The organism is Arthrobacter sp. Y3225209 (assembly GCF_059090685.1).
Window position 1 is genome coordinate 36,680 of sequence record NZ_JBNHFW010000003.1, and the last position, 16,874, is coordinate 53,553.

Annotated in this window: 9 protein-coding genes; 6 read left to right on the plus strand and 3 right to left on the minus strand. The window is 61.9% G+C overall.

Features of this window, described 5'->3' with window-relative positions:
• Window positions 1-12: 12 nt before the first annotated feature.
• Entirely contained in the window at window positions 13-450 is a 438-nt protein-coding gene (locus AC5RVB_RS03045) for a very short patch repair endonuclease (protein ID WP_494141919.1), read from the minus strand.
• A gap of 138 nt (window positions 451-588) precedes the next feature.
• Between AC5RVB_RS03045 and AC5RVB_RS03050 the strand changes: the two genes are divergently transcribed.
• Complete coding sequence (locus AC5RVB_RS03050; protein ID WP_494142017.1) at window positions 589-3,339, plus strand: RNA polymerase sigma factor; 2,751 nt, start codon at window positions 589-591, stop codon at window positions 3,337-3,339.
• A gap of 22 nt (window positions 3,340-3,361) precedes the next feature.
• Here AC5RVB_RS03050 and proA read toward each other — a convergent pair whose 3' ends face one another.
• Window positions 3,362-9,805, minus strand: a complete 6,444-nt coding sequence (proA, locus tag AC5RVB_RS03055; RefSeq protein ID WP_494141920.1) for an anti-phage protein ProA — start codon at window positions 9,803-9,805, stop codon at window positions 3,362-3,364.
• A gap of 228 nt (window positions 9,806-10,033) precedes the next feature.
• Between proA and AC5RVB_RS03060 the strand changes: the two genes are divergently transcribed.
• The 4 genes from AC5RVB_RS03060 (at window position 10,034) to AC5RVB_RS03075 (ending at window position 14,399) form a co-directional block, all read left to right on the plus strand.
• Window positions 10,034-12,544: a sigma-70 family RNA polymerase sigma factor gene (locus AC5RVB_RS03060; protein WP_494141921.1), complete on the plus strand. Its 2,511-nt coding sequence runs from the start codon at window positions 10,034-10,036 to the stop codon at window positions 12,542-12,544.
• Between the two features lie 489 nt (window positions 12,545-13,033).
• The gene (locus AC5RVB_RS03065; RefSeq protein ID WP_494141922.1) at window positions 13,034-13,303 is read left to right on the plus strand and encodes a hypothetical protein; all 270 of its coding nucleotides are present in this window, start codon (window positions 13,034-13,036) and stop codon (window positions 13,301-13,303) included.
• 56 nt (window positions 13,304-13,359) lie between these two features.
• Complete coding sequence (locus tag AC5RVB_RS03070; protein ID WP_494141923.1) at window positions 13,360-14,010, plus strand: DUF8548 family protein; 651 nt, start codon at window positions 13,360-13,362, stop codon at window positions 14,008-14,010.
• Entirely contained in the window at window positions 14,007-14,399 is a 393-nt protein-coding gene (locus tag AC5RVB_RS03075) for a TY-Chap domain-containing protein (RefSeq protein WP_494141924.1), read from the plus strand. Before AC5RVB_RS03070 ends, AC5RVB_RS03075 begins: the two co-directional genes overlap by 4 nt.
• A gap of 15 nt (window positions 14,400-14,414) precedes the next feature.
• Here AC5RVB_RS03075 and AC5RVB_RS03080 read toward each other — a convergent pair whose 3' ends face one another.
• Complete coding sequence (locus AC5RVB_RS03080; RefSeq protein WP_494141925.1) at window positions 14,415-15,068, minus strand: TY-Chap2 family putative peptide chaperone; 654 nt, start codon at window positions 15,066-15,068, stop codon at window positions 14,415-14,417.
• 126 nt (window positions 15,069-15,194) lie between these two features.
• Here AC5RVB_RS03080 and AC5RVB_RS03085 point away from each other — a divergent pair, with 126 nt between their 5' ends.
• Complete coding sequence (locus AC5RVB_RS03085) at window positions 15,195-16,868, plus strand: NERD domain-containing protein (protein WP_494141926.1); 1,674 nt, start codon at window positions 15,195-15,197, stop codon at window positions 16,866-16,868.
• Window positions 16,869-16,874 lie beyond the last annotated feature (6 nt).

Consider the following 16,874-nt stretch of genomic DNA (forward strand, 5'->3'; position numbering starts at 1 on the left):
GTGCCGTGCCCCCTATACCGCGGTCCGGTGGGCTGTGGCTGACCCATCAAGGTACTCCGTCACCCCGGTGGGAACTCCCTGCGATGCCTTGATGTCGCACTCCCAGACCACGAGGCTTTCCCATCCCAGTAGGTTCAGCTGGGCTAGCTGGCGCTTTTCTCGTGCCTGATTCTTCGTCCGCTTGTCCCGCCAGAACTCGGTGTTGGACTTAGGCAGGCGTGATCCCACGGGACAGTCATGGCCATGCCAGAAGCACCCATTTACGAAGACGACTTTCTTGCGGCTGGGAAACACGAGATCTGGTTTTCCCGGCAGCTTCCGGTCGTGGAGCCGGTACCGGTACCCCAGAGCGTGAAGACCTTTCCGCAGGCGCAGCTCGGGTTTGGTGTTCTTTGACTTGATTTTGGCCATATGGGCGCTGCGTTGAGCTGGGTCCATGAAGTCTGCCATAACCCCATTCTAGGAAGACACCGGTTTCGCCGAAGCGGAAATGTCAGTGGTGAAGATTACAGTTGGGCTCAGGTGCTTCTAGGGGGAATCATGTTTAACTGGCAGGCGCGGATAGGGCAAAACACGCCCCAATCAGCGATGAGCGGTTCGGTACTGTCACTACCGCGCAAAGAACAGGGCGGACCCTCTCGACAGGAGCTCCCTGCCTCAGTCGACTACCCGGGCCTATACACCTGGCAGCAGGAAGCCATCGATGCTTGGAGGAGCCAGGCGCGGCGAGGCGTCGTAGAAGCCGTAACGGGTGCGGGTAAAACCCGTGTGGGTATCGCAGCTGCCTCAGATGCCCTGCGAAAAGGGTTCAAGGTACTCGTGCTCGTACCCACAACCGAGCTCCAGAACCAATGGCTTCGTTCCTTGAAACAGGCTCTTCCCCGTATCAAGCGGGGCACCCTCGGGAACGGACGGCAGGACTCACTGGCAACAGTGGATGTACTAGTGGCCATTGTCCATTCAGCCGCGACTAGGGAGCTTCTCGCCAGCCACAAGGCTGGACTCCTCATAGCCGACGAGTGCCATCGATATGCATCGCCGATGTTCGAAAATGCGCTGCAGGACGGATTCGCCTGGCGCCTGGGCCTCACCGCCACATACGAACGTACGGATGGAGCGCACATCGAACGGCTTGATCCGTTCTTCGGCGGAGTGATCTATTCCCTCTGGTACGACCGCGCCCTGCGTGATGAGGTGATTTCTCCCTTCGTGGTTGCTCTGGTGGGCGTGGATCTGGCACCCGCTGAAATGGCCGAGTACCAAAAGCACACGGAAGTGATGAACGACGCCGGTCGGTGGTTGGAGCGGTATGAAGGCATCACACGTCGTCGTTTCGCCGAGTTCATAGCCGCGGTGGGCAGGCTCGCCGAATCAAAGGACTTGGGATTGGCACCCACCTTGGCCCGCAAGTACATGAAGGCGATGTCTGCCAGGCTTGCGCTCCTTGCAGAAACCGAAGCCAAGAACGCAGCAATGTCCCATCTTCGGGAAACCGCCGCAGCTTCTAAGGGAACGCTCATCTTCACCCAGACCCAGGCGTCCGCCCGCGCAGCGCAATCCATCTTCGATGGAACCGATTGCCGTGCATCCGCCCTCTACAGCGGAATGGACAAGGCGGAACGGGCTTTGAACATGGAGGAATTCCGCACCGGCATTTCCCAAGTGCTCGCAGCTCCTCGAATACTGGATGAAGGTATCGACGTCCCTGAAGCCGATCTGGGGATAATTGTCGCTGCTAACCGCAGCCAGCGGCAGATGGTCCAGCGTCTCGGACGCATCATTCGGAAAAAGGCCGATGGGCGCCATGGTCGTCTTGTCGTCTTGTACGCCAACAACACCGTCGAGGACCCCGCCATCCGCGGGGACGAGCACCTTGGTCGCATCCTTCCCCATGCAAAGCACCTTGAGTACTTCAACATCTCACGGGATCTGGATCGGCTCGTTGCATTCCTCGCATATTCGCGTGTCGAATCACCTACCGCGGCCTCGGGAGCAGGAGAAGCACCCGTCTGCGGCTCGTCAGCCAGTCACAGCACCCAGAGCGACGTAGGAAATTCAGGGTTCCAGCCGGAAATGCTGAAAACCGCCATCATTGATTTGGATGAAGAATGCCAAAACGTCAATGTCGATCCGGTTCGCGACTATTTGCGCAAAATCGGCAGAGTTTCCCTCCTCACGGAGAACCAGGAAGTCGATCTCGCCCTGCGGATCGAAGCCGGCCTGTACGCCGAGGAAAAGCTGGCCGCTGATCCGGACATGGACCCGAAGCTGAAGCGCGAGCTGCAGTGGGTGTCCCACGACGGAAAGCGCGCCAAGAACCACCTGCTTGAAGCAAACCTTCGCCTGGTGGTCTCCCTGGCCAAGCGTTACACCGGCCGCGGCATGCTGTTCCTGGACCTGATCCAGGAAGGCAACCTGGGCCTGATCCGTGCAGTCGAGAAGTTCGACTACACCAAGGGCTTCAAGTTCTCCACCTATGCAACCTGGTGGATCCGCCAGGCAATTACCCGTGCCATGGCGGACCAGGCCCGCACCATCCGTATCCCGGTGCACATGGTGGAAGTCATCAACAAGCTGGCCCGCGTTCAGCGTCAGATGCTTCAGGATCTGGGCCGCGAGCCCGCTCCGGAAGAGCTCGCACTGAAACTGGACATGACCCCTGAAAAGGTCGTTGAGGTCCAGAAGTACGGCCGCGAGCCAATATCGCTCGATCTCCATGTCCCGGGGCTAACTGAGGATGGTGAGTCTCTTCAGGATGTCATCTATGACGCTGAGGAAGCTCTACCGCTAGACCAGGTGACCTATATCCTTCTCCAGAAACAACTGCGCGCTGTACTGGATACTTTGTCAGAAAGAGAAGACGGCGTAATCTCCATGCGGTTCGGCCTTAATGATTGGGAGCCGAAGACGTTGGAGGACATCGGCAGGGTCTACGGGGTTACCCGGGAGCGAATTCGACAAATCGAAAAGCAAACGCTTAGCAAGTTGCGCCATGTTTCCCGGTCAGGGGTTCTCTACGATTACTACGATGATCACCCGCCTCGGGAATCCGCCGTTACGCCAGGCCCAGCCCCGGCCAAATCAGAGCTCGGGGGAACCAGCACCGCGTCAGTGTTCCAGACCGGACAGGAGCGGCACGAGGATGCGGATTTCAGAATCGGTCAACGATTGACCATTCTTGAAGGTCCCTTCGCTAGCCTCGAGGGAAGGCTTGTTGAGCTCAAGCCCAATTCTGACCAGCTGGTGGTCGCAGTGACTATCTTCGAGCGGGAGACTCCTGCCACGCTTGGTTTCCATCAGGTCTCGAAGATCGAAGAGCCCCTTGGCGTCCTGCCCTAGTCCCAGCGATGGCCTCGCCACATCATGCACCACCACGGCTGCCCGGCAGCAACAAGCCGTTCCCCGTGATCCCCAATTTTCTGGAATCAAGGGCGGCGATCAATGCCTCGTCCAAACGCTGCCCGATGCCCTCGGTCACCCGCTTGCCACCGAAGACCCGGACCGCCTGCCGCTTGAGCTCCTCCGGAGCCAACCCGGCAGCATCCCGGCAGAGGTCAACCATGGCATTACCGATTTCCACGAGGCTGACGTGCTCGATTTTCCGCGGCTCGGATTCGTCGGCTTCCCTGTAGCCCGTCCAGGTTTCCGGAGCCAGGAACGTCGGCCAGACGAACCCATCCCGGTCTACATGGAACTTCTTACGGTTGGTCAGCTTCAGCACGGAAGCTGACCGCTGCCCGTTCACCTTGTTCAAGTCGAACTCGGCGCAGACCAGCTTTGCCAATCGCACCGTGTGGACGGGACCCTCGGCTTCAATAATCGCCTCGAGCACGGCACGTACCGTATCGTGGGCGCGGGAAGAAGAGCTGAGGTTGTCCAGGTACTCGATGCCGCCGGTTCCCCGATAGCGCCACGGGATGTACGTCTGGGCGTCCGAGACGTGGACAGCAGCAGGCACCGGCGCGTTCCTGACCAGAGCCGGTTCCTCCACAATTGCCGCAGGTACCGGCGCCGCAACCGACTCCGGCACCTCCATCTCAACCTCCGGTTCCGCCAACAGGTCCTCGCGCCGGATTTCCTTCTCCAACCTGTCCAGCACCGCTGCGGAATCCGACAGCCACTCCGGCAGCCATACCCGTTGGACTGACGGCCACCGCAGCATCCGTGAAAGCACATCGGTGGGCAGGCCGTCCCGGTCCCCCACGGTTCCGCGGGACGCCCACACGGGCGAGTCCAAAAGTATGGCCATCAGCGGGCGCTCGGGTTCCTCGGGCAGGGCCACGCTGAGGTCCACCTTGAAGTCGGATAGCCCGACGTCGGTGGACACCACCAGCCCGCGCTCCCGGAGGGCATCGGCAATCTGTTCCCGGTGCCGGTCCACGGCGGGCTGGCGCCGGCCGTCCGACGGCAGTGACTCGGTACCGCTTGCCGCCAGGTCCAGGTAGCTGCGCAGGTGCTTGATCCCCAGCGATGAGGTCTCCTCCGCCCGCAGGTCAGACGGATCGAAGCTGGAGAACACGATGACCTGCCGCCGGGCACGCGTCACCGCCACGTTGAGCCGGCGTTCACCGCCGCTGCGGTTCAACGGACCGAAGTTCAGGGGCAGGTAGCCCTTCTCGTTCTTCGAGAAGCCCGTGGAGAACAGGATGGTGTCCCGCTCATCACCCTGCACGTTCTCCAGGTTCTTCACGAAGAGCCCGTCCGGCGCATCCAGCGCTGCGGCTATCCGGGGATCGTCGGAGTCGCGCAGCAGCGACTCGATGTAGGCGCGTTGTTGCAGGTTGAAGGTCACCACGCCCACCGAGGGATACACCTGCGGCGAGGCGAGGAAACGCCGGCGGATCTCCATCACCACTGCTTCTGCCTCCACCGGGTTGGTGCGGAGCAGCTTGCCTTTGCCGGTGCGGTTGAAGTGCCCGCCGGTTACGCGGATGAAGTTCACGCCGTACCCGTCCACGTCGGCACTGGCACTGCCGTGCACGGGTGCCGGGAAGGAGGAGAGCTTGCTGTCGTAGTACTGCTGGTTGGAGAAGGCGATCAGTGACTCGTCCTGACTGCGGTAGTGCCAGGTCAGCCACTGCCGCGGTACCCGTGCGGACACGCACTCGGATAGGATGGACTCCTCATCCGCCACGGTGTCCACTGCGTCGTCCTCTTCGTCGTCCCGGTCCAGGCTGGTTTCGGCGAAGGATGTCGGCGGCATCTGCTTGCTGTCGCCGACGACGACGACGGAACGTCCGCGTCCCATCGCACCGACGGCGTCGGCCACCCGAATCTGTGATGCTTCATCGAAGACCACCAAATCGAACAACTCTGACTTTGCCGGGAAGAAGCGGGCCACCGAATCGGGGCTGACCAGCACGCAAGGGGTAATCCGGGTGATCAGTTCCCCGAAGTTCTCCAGCAGGGGACGGACCTTCATCCCGCGTTTGGCACTTAGCTGGCGTTGCAGCTTACCCATCTGTCCCGCACCCGACTGCGGATTGAAGCTGCGCTGAGCCAGTACTTCGGCCGGCACAGCGACCTTCAGCTGCTGCCGGATGGCGGCGGAGCGGGTGATGAAAAGGTCGATCATCTTTTCGTGCCTGCGTGCTTCGAACCCGTTCAGCCCGGTCGCCGCCGAACGCTCGCTTTGGGCAGCGAGGGCGAGTCCGCGTTCGAAGGCGCTGACGGCGTCGTCGGCCGGAATCGTCCCGGACTTGAGCTGCTCCCGGGCCTCCCCCAGACCGGCGCTGTTCAGGCGGTCAAGCGCCCCAATGAAGTCCAGCCAGCGGGCAAGTGACGGAAGCCCTGGACGATCGACGTCGCGGCCGCGGCTGGTCTGGTTCCAGCGCTCCACCAGCGTGAAGCCACCCAGCCAGGTTTCAAGGTCCTTGGGGCCCACTCCGGCAGCATGGAACATCTCGGCTGCCGCGTGCGCGAGGTCGACCGCGGTCTTCGTCAGCCTCTCGGGCACCTGTCGTTCCTTGCGGAGGTAGGTTCGGATCACCTCCAGGAAGGTCTGCTCGCCCGGCTTACCCGTGACCTTGACCAGATCCGATGCCCAGCGAAGCCATTCGACCGAATTCCGTAGTATTTGCTGACCGGCCTCGGTCAACGGGTTCCAGGACTCCGGCAGGCGAACACCCGGAACCGATGCCGCCTCTCCCGCCAGGCCACGTGCGGCGCCCTGGACCATAAGCAGCGCCTCGGTGAGGGCAGGAACTTCCTTGGGCTTCACCACAACTCCGGGGCGGATGTAAGTGGCCAACTGGTCCCGAACAGCGATCAGGCGTTTCTTCCGCCCGAAGAAGCCGGATCCCGCTGCAGCAACGGCCTGGGCGTGCAGATCCGCCACTGGCAGGTCGATGGCTTCGGGCACCACCTTGTCCAGTCCCGGATGGGCCGCGCCGATAAAGGCGGTGACATGGCTCCCCAAACCCTCGATGGCGTTGTCCCACCGGGAGGAGGCCACTTCGTCCAACAGGTCCAGGTCCAAGCTGCCGGCGGCCAGCACGTCCCGCAGCTTGCCGAGGTCGGCCAGGGTACGTGCCGATTCCACCACCCGCGCGAATTCGGCATCCGCCGTGGCCCGGTCCAACGCAGCCTGGAACCGGCGGGCCGCGTCGCCTACCGCCTCAGCCTTGGCTTTCGTGAGGGGCCGGTTGATGAACCCCCATGGGGTGCGGTCCCCCGGGGAGGCGGGATCGGCCACGTCCGGGAGTTCGGCCAGCAGGGACCTCAGCTGCTGAAGCTGGTCGATGCTGGTCTTTTCAACGAAGTATTCCGGGACGACGAGCGGGTCAGTCTCGTCCCCGACTGCGAGCTCCTTGGTCCGGGCGGTGTAGAGCGAGAGCTCGGCGTTGTTTTCGTCATGAAGGCGTGCGGCATAGCGCACCAGGCCGCGCCGTGCCTTCGTCAGTTCGCTCATCGCGGCATCCAGGCCCTGGCGGTCCGGGTCGGCACGGTGGTCCAGTGCACGCCGAATCTGTTCACGGACCGCTGCCGGTTTGCTCCCCTTGTCATGGAGGTCCAGCGAGAAAACGCCCATGCCTACGTCGTCGAGCCTCTTCTGCACGACCTCCAGCGCGGCTCGTTTTTCCGCCACGAAGAGGACCCGTTTCCCGTCAACGACAGCGCGGGTCAGCAGGTTGGTGATGGTCTGGGACTTGCCAGTGCCCGGAGGTCCTTCCAGGACAAAGGTTTTCCCTGTTACTGCTTCGGAGATTGCCTGTAACTGGGATGAGTCAGCCGGGATGGGCACCCGCGCCGCCAGTTCGTCGAGGTCTTCGCTCGCATCCGTGGTGACGGGATCGGTGAACGGATCCGTGGGTGTATCGACGAGGTGCCGGACCAGCGCGTTCTTGGACAGCTCCTCCCAGTGCTCGTCCAGATCCTTCCATAGACGGAATTTCGCGAACTGCAGGATGGACAGGTCCACGGTGGGTTCCACCCGGAACGGCAGTCCCTTGGCCTGCACGGCAAATCGAACGGCGCCCAGCGCGGCGTCCAGATCGATGCCGGAGTGGTCCTCTTCCGGTTCCGCGAGCCCGGGAATCTCCATCCCGTGTTCCATGCGGAGCTTTTCGAGTAGGCAGTAGTTCGGCGTCGAGCCGCCCGTCTCGTCCAGGACCACCTCGTAAGGACCCTGTTTCGACGTCGGGCGCAGTTGTACGGGTACCAGGACCAGCGGGGACCGCAGTTCCTTCCCGTCCAGGCTCCATACCAGCGAGCCCAACGCAAGGTAGAGGTTGTTTGCGCCGGTTTCCTCGACGAGGGTTCGTGCCTTGTACGCGAGGTTGCGCATCCGCGTCTGGTACCCGGCCTCGGTGACGTCCGCGAAAACCGCGTGCCGTTTGGTCAGCATGTCCGCGAGCTGTTCCTGTGGCAGGTCACGGCCGTAGCGGATACCGCGTTCGCGCTGCATGGCGGCGACGTCGTCGGACGCCGCCAGCGTGATCGGGATTCCATCGCTGATCAGGTCCTCGAACTGGCCAATCCGGTTATCCGGCACCGCCAGCGGGAAGCGCGCTGTCTTGGTGAAGTTGATGAGCCGGTTCCGCAGGCTGAGGTCAAGCAGCGCGTTCTTCCACTGACTGATGCGTGGGGGAAGCTGTTTGGCTTCTGTCCTGTCCTTTGATCCCTTGGTACGGGCGTGGGGCACGGATGGAGTGACCGGACGCGGGGGCATGTACTCGTAGACTTCGACTTTTCCGCCCACGTTGGTGAGCCGGGCCGGGATAGGTCGGATGCCGGCGCTGCGGGCGCCGAAGATGTCCACAACCCCGCGGACGTCCTCCATCTCTCCGGTGAGGTAGCGCTTGTACGCGGCGTCATGCACGTCCTCCGGCCGGAGAGTTTCACCGCCGTCCGTGACCATGGTCGATTCCATGAGGCGGATATTGCCCAGATCTACCTCGTTGACCAGGTAGGCGGCTTCTTCCAGTGCGGGGGTCTGGAAATTGCGTTCATCGCGCCAGTAGCCAACGAAAATGTGTCCGTCCATCAGCCAGAGGTTCGCCTGAAGGCCGGCGAATTCCAACGCCGCGGCAAGGATCACGGTGGTATCCATACAGGTGCCGAACTGGCCATTGAGGACCTGTTCCGGCGTCCGGATCCGCTGGGCGTGCCGGCCCCAGGACGGCGCAGGTTCGCTGTAGCGGACGCCGCGATTCTGGACCGCCCGGAAGATGGCCCAGGCAATCGCGTCGGCGCGTTCGGATCCGGACTGGTAGCCGTTCAACGCGCTGTTGCCGGTCTCCGCCTTCAGGAGGTCGGATGCTTCCGAGCACAGCTTCGCGATTTCCGGATGGTTGGGCTGGACGAAGGCCGCGAGGGATTCCAGTGCCAGCAGTCCTCGGCGCAGCTTCCAGTGCTGCGCCCCCAGCAGTTCAATCTCCCGGCTGGCGGACGCCACGACGCCGTTCTCTGCCTTGAGTTCGGCTCGGACGGTGCCGCGTTGCCGGTCTTCGAGCTGCAGCATCACGGCGGGATCGCCCTGCAGATTTGGGCTGGACAGGGTGATGGAACCGCCGGCGGGAATGTCCAGGTAATGCTCGCTGGTCCTGGACATCAAGCCGATCTCCGCGGTAAGCGACAGTTGCAGCACCGCTCCGCGGATCTCGGGTCCTGGGTTGGCGACGACGAGCCGGTTGATGACCTGCCCGCCGTTGTAGGACATGGCGTAGCTGAGTTCTGACGCCGTTTCCAGGGTGACGGTGACGTGCGGAGTTGCCTCGGGCCGCGAAAGATCGGAAGTTTCGGGAGGGAGTTGCGCCGGCTGGGTGGGTAGGGCTTCCTTCTCCAAGGACAGAGGTACGGGGGCGGGCGTGGGGAAGTCGGGGCGGGGCTGGAGAAGGGCGGGTACGGGGGCGGGAGGCGCCGGTGGCGAGGCCGTGTCCCTAGCTCGGAAGTCTTTGAGCAGTTCCTGGGCGTCCGAAGCCTGCTTGTCCAGTCGCATCCACCGCATGAGCCGCCACGACGTATCTATGGCACGGACGACGTCGTCGTCCGAGAACGGCTCGTTATGAGCCCAGTTGTTGCGGACCTGGCGCAGTTCCTTGGCGTAGGCGCCTGCTTCCTGCGGGAGGGCAAAAGGGTAACCGAGGGGACCGAGACGCTCGGTTAGTACCCGGAGCTGGGTCTGGACGTCGCTCGCCTTGTACGTCTTGAGTCCGCGGCCCGCCAGCTCGTCTTTCCGGGATAGAAGCGATGGCCAATCGACTCCCGGCGAGACTTCAGCCATCGCCCGATCGATATAGGGTTCCAGCCCTTTGGACAAGATTTCGAGGGTTCTCCCGATGAACTCCCGGTTGGATAACGCCATGCCACTTCCCTATGCTCGATCGGCGCCTCCCCAGACGTCGCTCAGCCAGAATATACCGATCGGTAACTTGCGGGCGGTCCTGCAGCCAGGAACTTACAAAAGTTATGCCCAGGGTTACAAAAAGTTTTTTCTGGCTGCAATTCCAGGAATGTCAGTTCCGAGTCCTAGTGTGACTCTCATCGCACCATCTCTGCATCACAATTCCGTCCGTCTTTGCATTGGGGAAACATGACCGAGCTCATCACCGGTTCCGAGGGAGCCCCGGGGGCCACCAGTGAAGGGGTACCAACCGGCTACGACTATGCCTTCCTTTACCCATGGCAACAGGAAGCCCTGAAGGCTTGGCACTCGAATGCCAGATGTGGAGTGATCGAGGCAGTTACAGGGTCGGGCAAAACAAAGGTCGGAATCGCGGCGGCGTTTGAAGCCGTCCGCCAGGGAATCAAGGTACTCATCCTCGTCCCCACTGCTGAATTGCAGCGCCAGTGGCTGTCAGCGGTTCGGGCTGATTTGCCCCGGGTTCGACGCGGGGCACTTGGCAACGGCCAGACTGACTCACTCGACGAAGTCGATGTGCTGGTGGCGATTGTTCACACTGCGTCGAATCGGGCGACCCTGCGTAGCCATAAAGCCGGACTGATCATTGCCGATGAATGCCACCGGTATGCCGCGCCGATGTTTACTAATGCCTTGCAGGAGGGTTACGCCTGGCGGCTAGGACTCACCGCGACCTATGAACGAACGGATCAGCAGCATGAGGCGGTCCTTTCCCCCTATTTCGGCGGCGTTGTGTACACGCTCTGGTACGACCGGGCCCTCCGGGATAAGGTTATTGCTCCGTTCGATATCGCATTGGTCGGTGTGGAGTTAACTCCCGGTGAACGTGAGAACTACGATGAACTTTCGGCGACGTTGACGGAATCTGCGCGTATTCTCACGACCTACGCCGAAGTACCGCGAAGCCCGTTCCACGCCTTTATCGCTGCAGTGGCCACGTTGGCAGCGTCCGAATCCCAAACACGTGAAGCCACGGTAGCCCGTAGGTATATGCGCGCCATGGCCTCCCGACTCACTCTCTTGGCAGATGCCCGAACGAAGTACCACGCGTTGGCAGCCCTGAAGGAAACGGTAGACCGTTCAAATGGCACGTTGGTATTCACCCAAACTCAGGAGTCCGCTCGCCGTTCCCAGCAGGTGTATTCATCCATGGGCACAAGCGCCTCTGTTATCTTCAGCGGCATGTCGGACGCCGACCGGCAGCAGGGGCTGACCGATTTCCGAAGTGGTGCTTCCCAACTCCTTGCCGCGCCACGGCTCCTGGATGAGGGTGTTGACGTTCCGGAAGCAGATCTGGGCATCATCGTGGCGGCCAACCGCAGCCGACGTCAAATGGTTCAGCGGCTCGGCCGCGTCATCCGCAAGAAAGTGGATGGGCGGGCGGGGCGCTTGGTGGTGCTCTATTCGAAGGGGACCGTCGAGGACCCAGATGTCCAAGGTGAAGAATTCTTGGGCCGCGTGCTCCCGTTTGCCCGGAACGTGGAGTTCTTCGACCTCGAGACCGACCTCAAACGACTCGAGGACTTCCTCAATCCGCCGGTCCTGGAACCGATGAAACAGTTGGAGCTCTTTGACGTCCCGGTTCCGGAGCATACGGAGGAAAGCGCTGCCTCCCAGACCGAGACTTCCGAAGAGCCATGGCCACAGGGCTTCGTACTTGATGATTGGGATGACGACTGGCCCGAGGTGCTTCGTAAAACGGTGAAGATATCCCCGGACCCCGTTCATGATTATCTGGGCCGTGTTGGAGGGTACGGGCTCCTGACGGCCGAAGAGGAAGTTGAACTCGCGCAGGAGATCGAGGCTGGCCTTTATGCTGCTCACCTGCTGTCAGATCAGACTGTCTTCCGCCCCAGACGCGAAATCCGCGAACTTGAAGCGTTGAGGCATGCAGGGCAGCTGGCAGCTGACCGGCTGCTGAACTGCAACTTGAGGCTCGTAGTTTCGCTGGCTAAGGGGCATATTGGCAGGGGCTTGGATTTTCTGGATCTAATCCAGGAAGGAAATTTGGGCCTCCACCGGGCCGTCCGCAAATTCGATTACCGGCTCGGCAACAAGTTTTCGACCTACGCCACATGGTGGATTCGACAAGCTATCACCCGTGCACTGGCGGATCAGGCTCGCACGATTCGATTGCCTGTTCACGTGGTTGAGAAGTTGCAAAAACTGTGGACTGCCCAGCAAGAGCCTGGCCCGTTGGGGGACGCACCTAGTTTCGATGACCTTAGCTCGCGGACTGGTATGTCGGTAGAACAAATCACGGCGCTGCTTTCCGCCGACAAGCCCATGATCTCGCTTGAGCTCGAAGTCCCCAACGGCCGGGGTGGCATGGAAGCCATGTCCGAACAGCTTTGGGACCCGTTCGGGCTCGACACCGCCGATCCAATCATTCATCAACTGATGACGGAACAAATCCACAGCGTGCTGGACACCCTCTCCGAAAGGGAAGCAGGGGTGATCGCCCTTCGTTTCGGGTTGGTTGATGGGGAAGAGAAAACCCTCGATGCCATTGGTCAGTTGTACGGCGTGACGAGGGAACGCATCCGGCAGATTGAATCCAAGACCATGAAGAAACTGCGCCACCCCTCCCGATGCAGCGTGCTCTGGGCGTACCTCTACGACGGCGACGGGATGGCACCGGGCGCCGAAGATGAATCGGAAGCGTCCGACGACGCGGCGTAGTGACCCAGGACTAGTAAGCACCTGCTGCTAGGTTGAGTGCACTTAATAACAAGGGGGAGTTCATTGAGTACAGATTCATCCGGTGCCGGTTCAGCACCGAGCGCAGGCCCTCGGCCGCGGGCGTCCACCAGCGCACCAAACGCATTGCAGGACCTGGCCGAGGCAGTGGCCCAGGCCCAGCAGGGCCACTGGTGAAGAGGTCAGCGAATTGGTGCTCATTTTCTGCCGCGCCAGCGGTGCCGAGGTTTTGAGGAGGACGCGTGGTTAATGTGGGTGCATTCAATGAATCGGATCTAAGAAGGCGGGGCTTCACCGGATTTAAGGCGTTCGGAGACCTCGATCTGTCGGCCGTTCCTCGCGAGCCCGGTGTGTACTCAGTGCTGCAAAGCACGAACAGTGCGCACGAGGTGCTCGACACCAGTGTTGAGGGATGGTTCAAGGGCGCGGATCCGACCGATGATCCTGCCAAGCTCAAGGGCCGCTTGTGGGATGCACCGACGCTTTATCGGCAAAGCCGATGCGGGTACGAACGGCACCCGAGGTCTGCGGAAGCGTATCAGCGAGTTCGCCAAGTTCGGCCAAGGTCTACCCGTCGGCCACAAGGGCGGGCGGTACATATGGCAACTCTCCAACTCCCGGGACCTACATATCGCCTGGCTTCCGGTTACCGACCGTTCCGCTAAGGCCGTCGAGGACGAACTGTTGGGGGAGTTCTTCGTGGCCTACGGCCAGCTGCCCTTTGCGAATCTCCGGCGGTAAGTGCGAATTCCAGGCCGAGCCAACCTCCTCGAACACCCCTATGAAAAGGAAATACCTTGTCTGAATCTGACATCTCCACTCTGGTTGAATTCGTCCAGGCTGAGCTTCCGCGTGACACATGGAAGCCGTGGCCCGGCGGCTGGCCGGAGCAAATCGAAGCTGCCTTGATTGACGCCGTACTTAGCATCGCCGCTCAGTACGGGACACCGGAAAACGGGGTCCGCGGCGCGGTCTCCCGCTATCGAAAGGCAGTTGGCACAGACCGGCCGAATGATCTGGCACGGTTGACCGCCTACGATCCAGACGAGCTGCAGGCTGTCCTCACCGACCAGAAGGTTAGCGGACGCACCAAAGCATCGGCGATCGTTGAAGCCGCTGGGAACCTGCTGGCTCTCGGAGTGAAAACGGCCTCAGACCTCGATCCGCACGACCCGGCCCAGAAACGGGCCTACACATGCGTCCACGGCCTCGGCCCGGTGACCTGGGAATACTTCGGCATGCTGCTCGGTAAGCCGGGAGTGAAGGCAGACCGATGGATTCTTCGCTTCGTAAGCCGAGGACTGGGTCGAGATCTAACGCCTGCCGAGGCGCGTTCTCTGCTGCACGAGGTTGCCGACCATCTTGATGCCACTCCCACGGAATTGGACCACGCCATCTGGGCGTACGAACGTGAGCGGCAAGCCCCCGAAAGTGGGGCGACCGAGTGAAGGACAAAACTTGGGATGCCTTCCACGAATCCATCCACGAGGAAATCAAGTGGCTCAAGGACGGGGATTTCGTGTCCATTGAATACGGACAGGAAATCGAAGACGCGGTGTCTCCCTACGCGCAGGTCGCCCGCGAAGACGACTACTTCTGGTGCGAGATAGTGTCCAACACCTACCTTCCCGGCGACACATGGCCGCTGCACGGAGACATCTTGCGTGAGGCCGGTTGGAGCCCGCCGGACGAGGACTGCCCGAACTGGTACAGCGAACGGTTCGGCGCCGTGGCTGCCACCGCTGCGGTCATCCATGGCCTGCGGTATGGGCGGGCGTGTTCCGATCCGGACTTTATGGAGTGGCACGCTGCCACGGCGCCGCCGGAAGCGGAGTAGACCCGCGGCAGAGGACTACGGAAGCAGACCGCCGAAGACGTCCATGGTCAGTGCGAAAATGCTCCGATTTAGCTCTTGGTATCTGGCGCTCAGGTCAACGATGTTCCCGTCAACTTTGAGGAAACCAAAATTATCGACGATCGCTATGGGTTCCTCATCGCGCCGCAGAACCCATCGGGTGTCTTCGTAGTTCTGGAGGCGGGCGAGTACCTCCTCCCGCGGCCCCGCAAGAGGCCCCCCTTCAGTCTCGTATACCTGCCAGGAACGGCGGTCGCCCAGCGTCATCTCCAGAATTGAAGCAATAAGCCGATATCCGAGGGCACGTCCGCTGGTAGCGGGAGCCTTGAAAGGCAGATGAACGCCGGCTGACATCTCAAGAGCCATAGCAATATCCCGCGCACTTCGCATTTGAAGTGCCCTGTCCCAAGGGATCATCAAATGGTCACCGTGGTCGACGCTTGCGGAAAGCCCACTGCCCCTACGCCGTGCGTCATAAGTGATGCCAGTGCCATTGGTGAGCATCAGGGCGTCGACTTGGGAGGCCCCGCCGCCGTACCCCGTTCGTCCTACGAAAACCGCGGGATCCCGTCTAGCCAGCTCACTTGCGACCCGCCATGACAAAGCATTGATCTGCGCGTAACCAATGGTTCCCTCTTCTGCCTGTTGCATTACGGCCCTTCACCTCGCTATGCGGAAGTCCTCATTATCCGGGTTGCAGCACGGTAACCTGCTCACAACACCTGGCGCACCGCCGGCACACGAGGGGGAACCGTGGAGTGCATACCCGAAGAACCGATGTTTAACGACGGCCATCTCGCCGAGAAGGCAGTCTGGGACGCCCTGCGCGCCCAGCTGCCCGACGACGTCGTACTGGCACACTCCGTCCAGGTGCGCAACGGGCGGGCTGAACACGAAATCGACATTTTGGTGCTGTGGCCGGGTGTCGGGCTGGCGGCGATCGAAGTCAAAGGCGGCTTGCTCTCCGTCCAACAGGGCCAGTGGTACCAGTCCGACCGGCAAGGACCGCACAGAATCCCAAGCCCGATCGCACAGTCCCAAGGCGCGCAGCATGCCTTCAAAATGTGGGCGACCGACCAGCTCGGATCACCACTGGTCAGTAGGTTCGCCTACATGGCAGCGTTCCCCTACAGCCCCGTACCCCGCGACTGGGAAATGAACGGCGTCCCGCGGCCGCTCATCCTGGACCCCGACGATCTGGCGGACGTCAGCGAACGCTTACGTGCCGCCATCGAGACCCAGGCCCAGGGCGGAAGTCCGCTGGCACTCAGCTACGCCGGTCGTATCGCCCGGCTGCTGTCCGGGAACCTCGAGGCCGAGGCCACCCCGTCGCTGAGTGCGTTGGAGCTGGAAGACCGTCAGGAACAGCTCACCGTACGGCAGAAGGTCCTGCTCGACTGCAGCCGGTCCATCCCCCGGGCACGGTTTGTGGGCGGGGCAGGCAGCGGCAAGACCTGGCTGGCCGTGGAGAAGGCGAGGCGACTGGCCAAGGAGGGGAAGCGGGTGGGGCTGTTCTGCTACAACCGAGGCCTCGCCGAGCACCTGCGCCGGCAGGTCGCCGGCTGGCGGCAGGCCAAACCCGTGCACGTGGGCGAGTTCCACGACTACGCCGTATCCCTTGGCGTTCCCAACGGCTCCGGACAGGCCTACTTCGATGACGACATGCCCGCCCTGATGAAGGATCTCGCAGCCGGGCTTCCAGCGGAGCAGAAGCTGGATGCCATTGTCATCGACGAGGCGCAGGATTTCGCACCGCTGTGGTGGGAAAGCCTGCTCGCCTGCCTCCGGGATCCCGACGACGGGGAAATCTACGCCTTCATGGACGAGCGCCAGAATGTCTACGGCCGGTGGGACTCCCTGGCTGCAGGCACCGCACTTGATCCCACCGCTGGGCTGGTCACCCTGCACATCGACGAGAACCTCCGGAACACCAAACGCATCGCCCAGACATTCAAGGGCTTTGCCGGCAAGCACTTCGCGCCGCGCGGGGGCGACGGGCTCCCGGTGCGGCTCGTGCCGTGTGCCACTGAGTACGCCATCGGCGTGGCCGGGGACTGCGTTGACGCCCTGATCGACGAAGGATGGGCCAACAACCAGATTGCGTTCCTGACTACGAAGAACCGGCATGACATCCACAAGGAATTCGAGAACGACCCCGTCGGGTACTGGAAGGCATTCCACGACGACGAGGAAGAGTTCTACGGGCACGTCTTGGGGTTCAAGGGACTGGAACGGTCAGTGGTCATTCTCTGCGTGAACGGGTTCAAGGACATGAGCCGGGCCGCCGAACTGCTCTATGTGGGCCTATCCCGGGCCCGTTGCCTGCTGGTGGTGGTGGGTGACCCAGCTCTCATCGCCGAGGCCGGCGGTCCGGAGCTGGAGCGTGCCATGGGCTTGATGCAGGAGTGGCAGCCGCAGTTGCCGTCCGTTACCCAGACCGGTTCCCTCTAGAGCTGT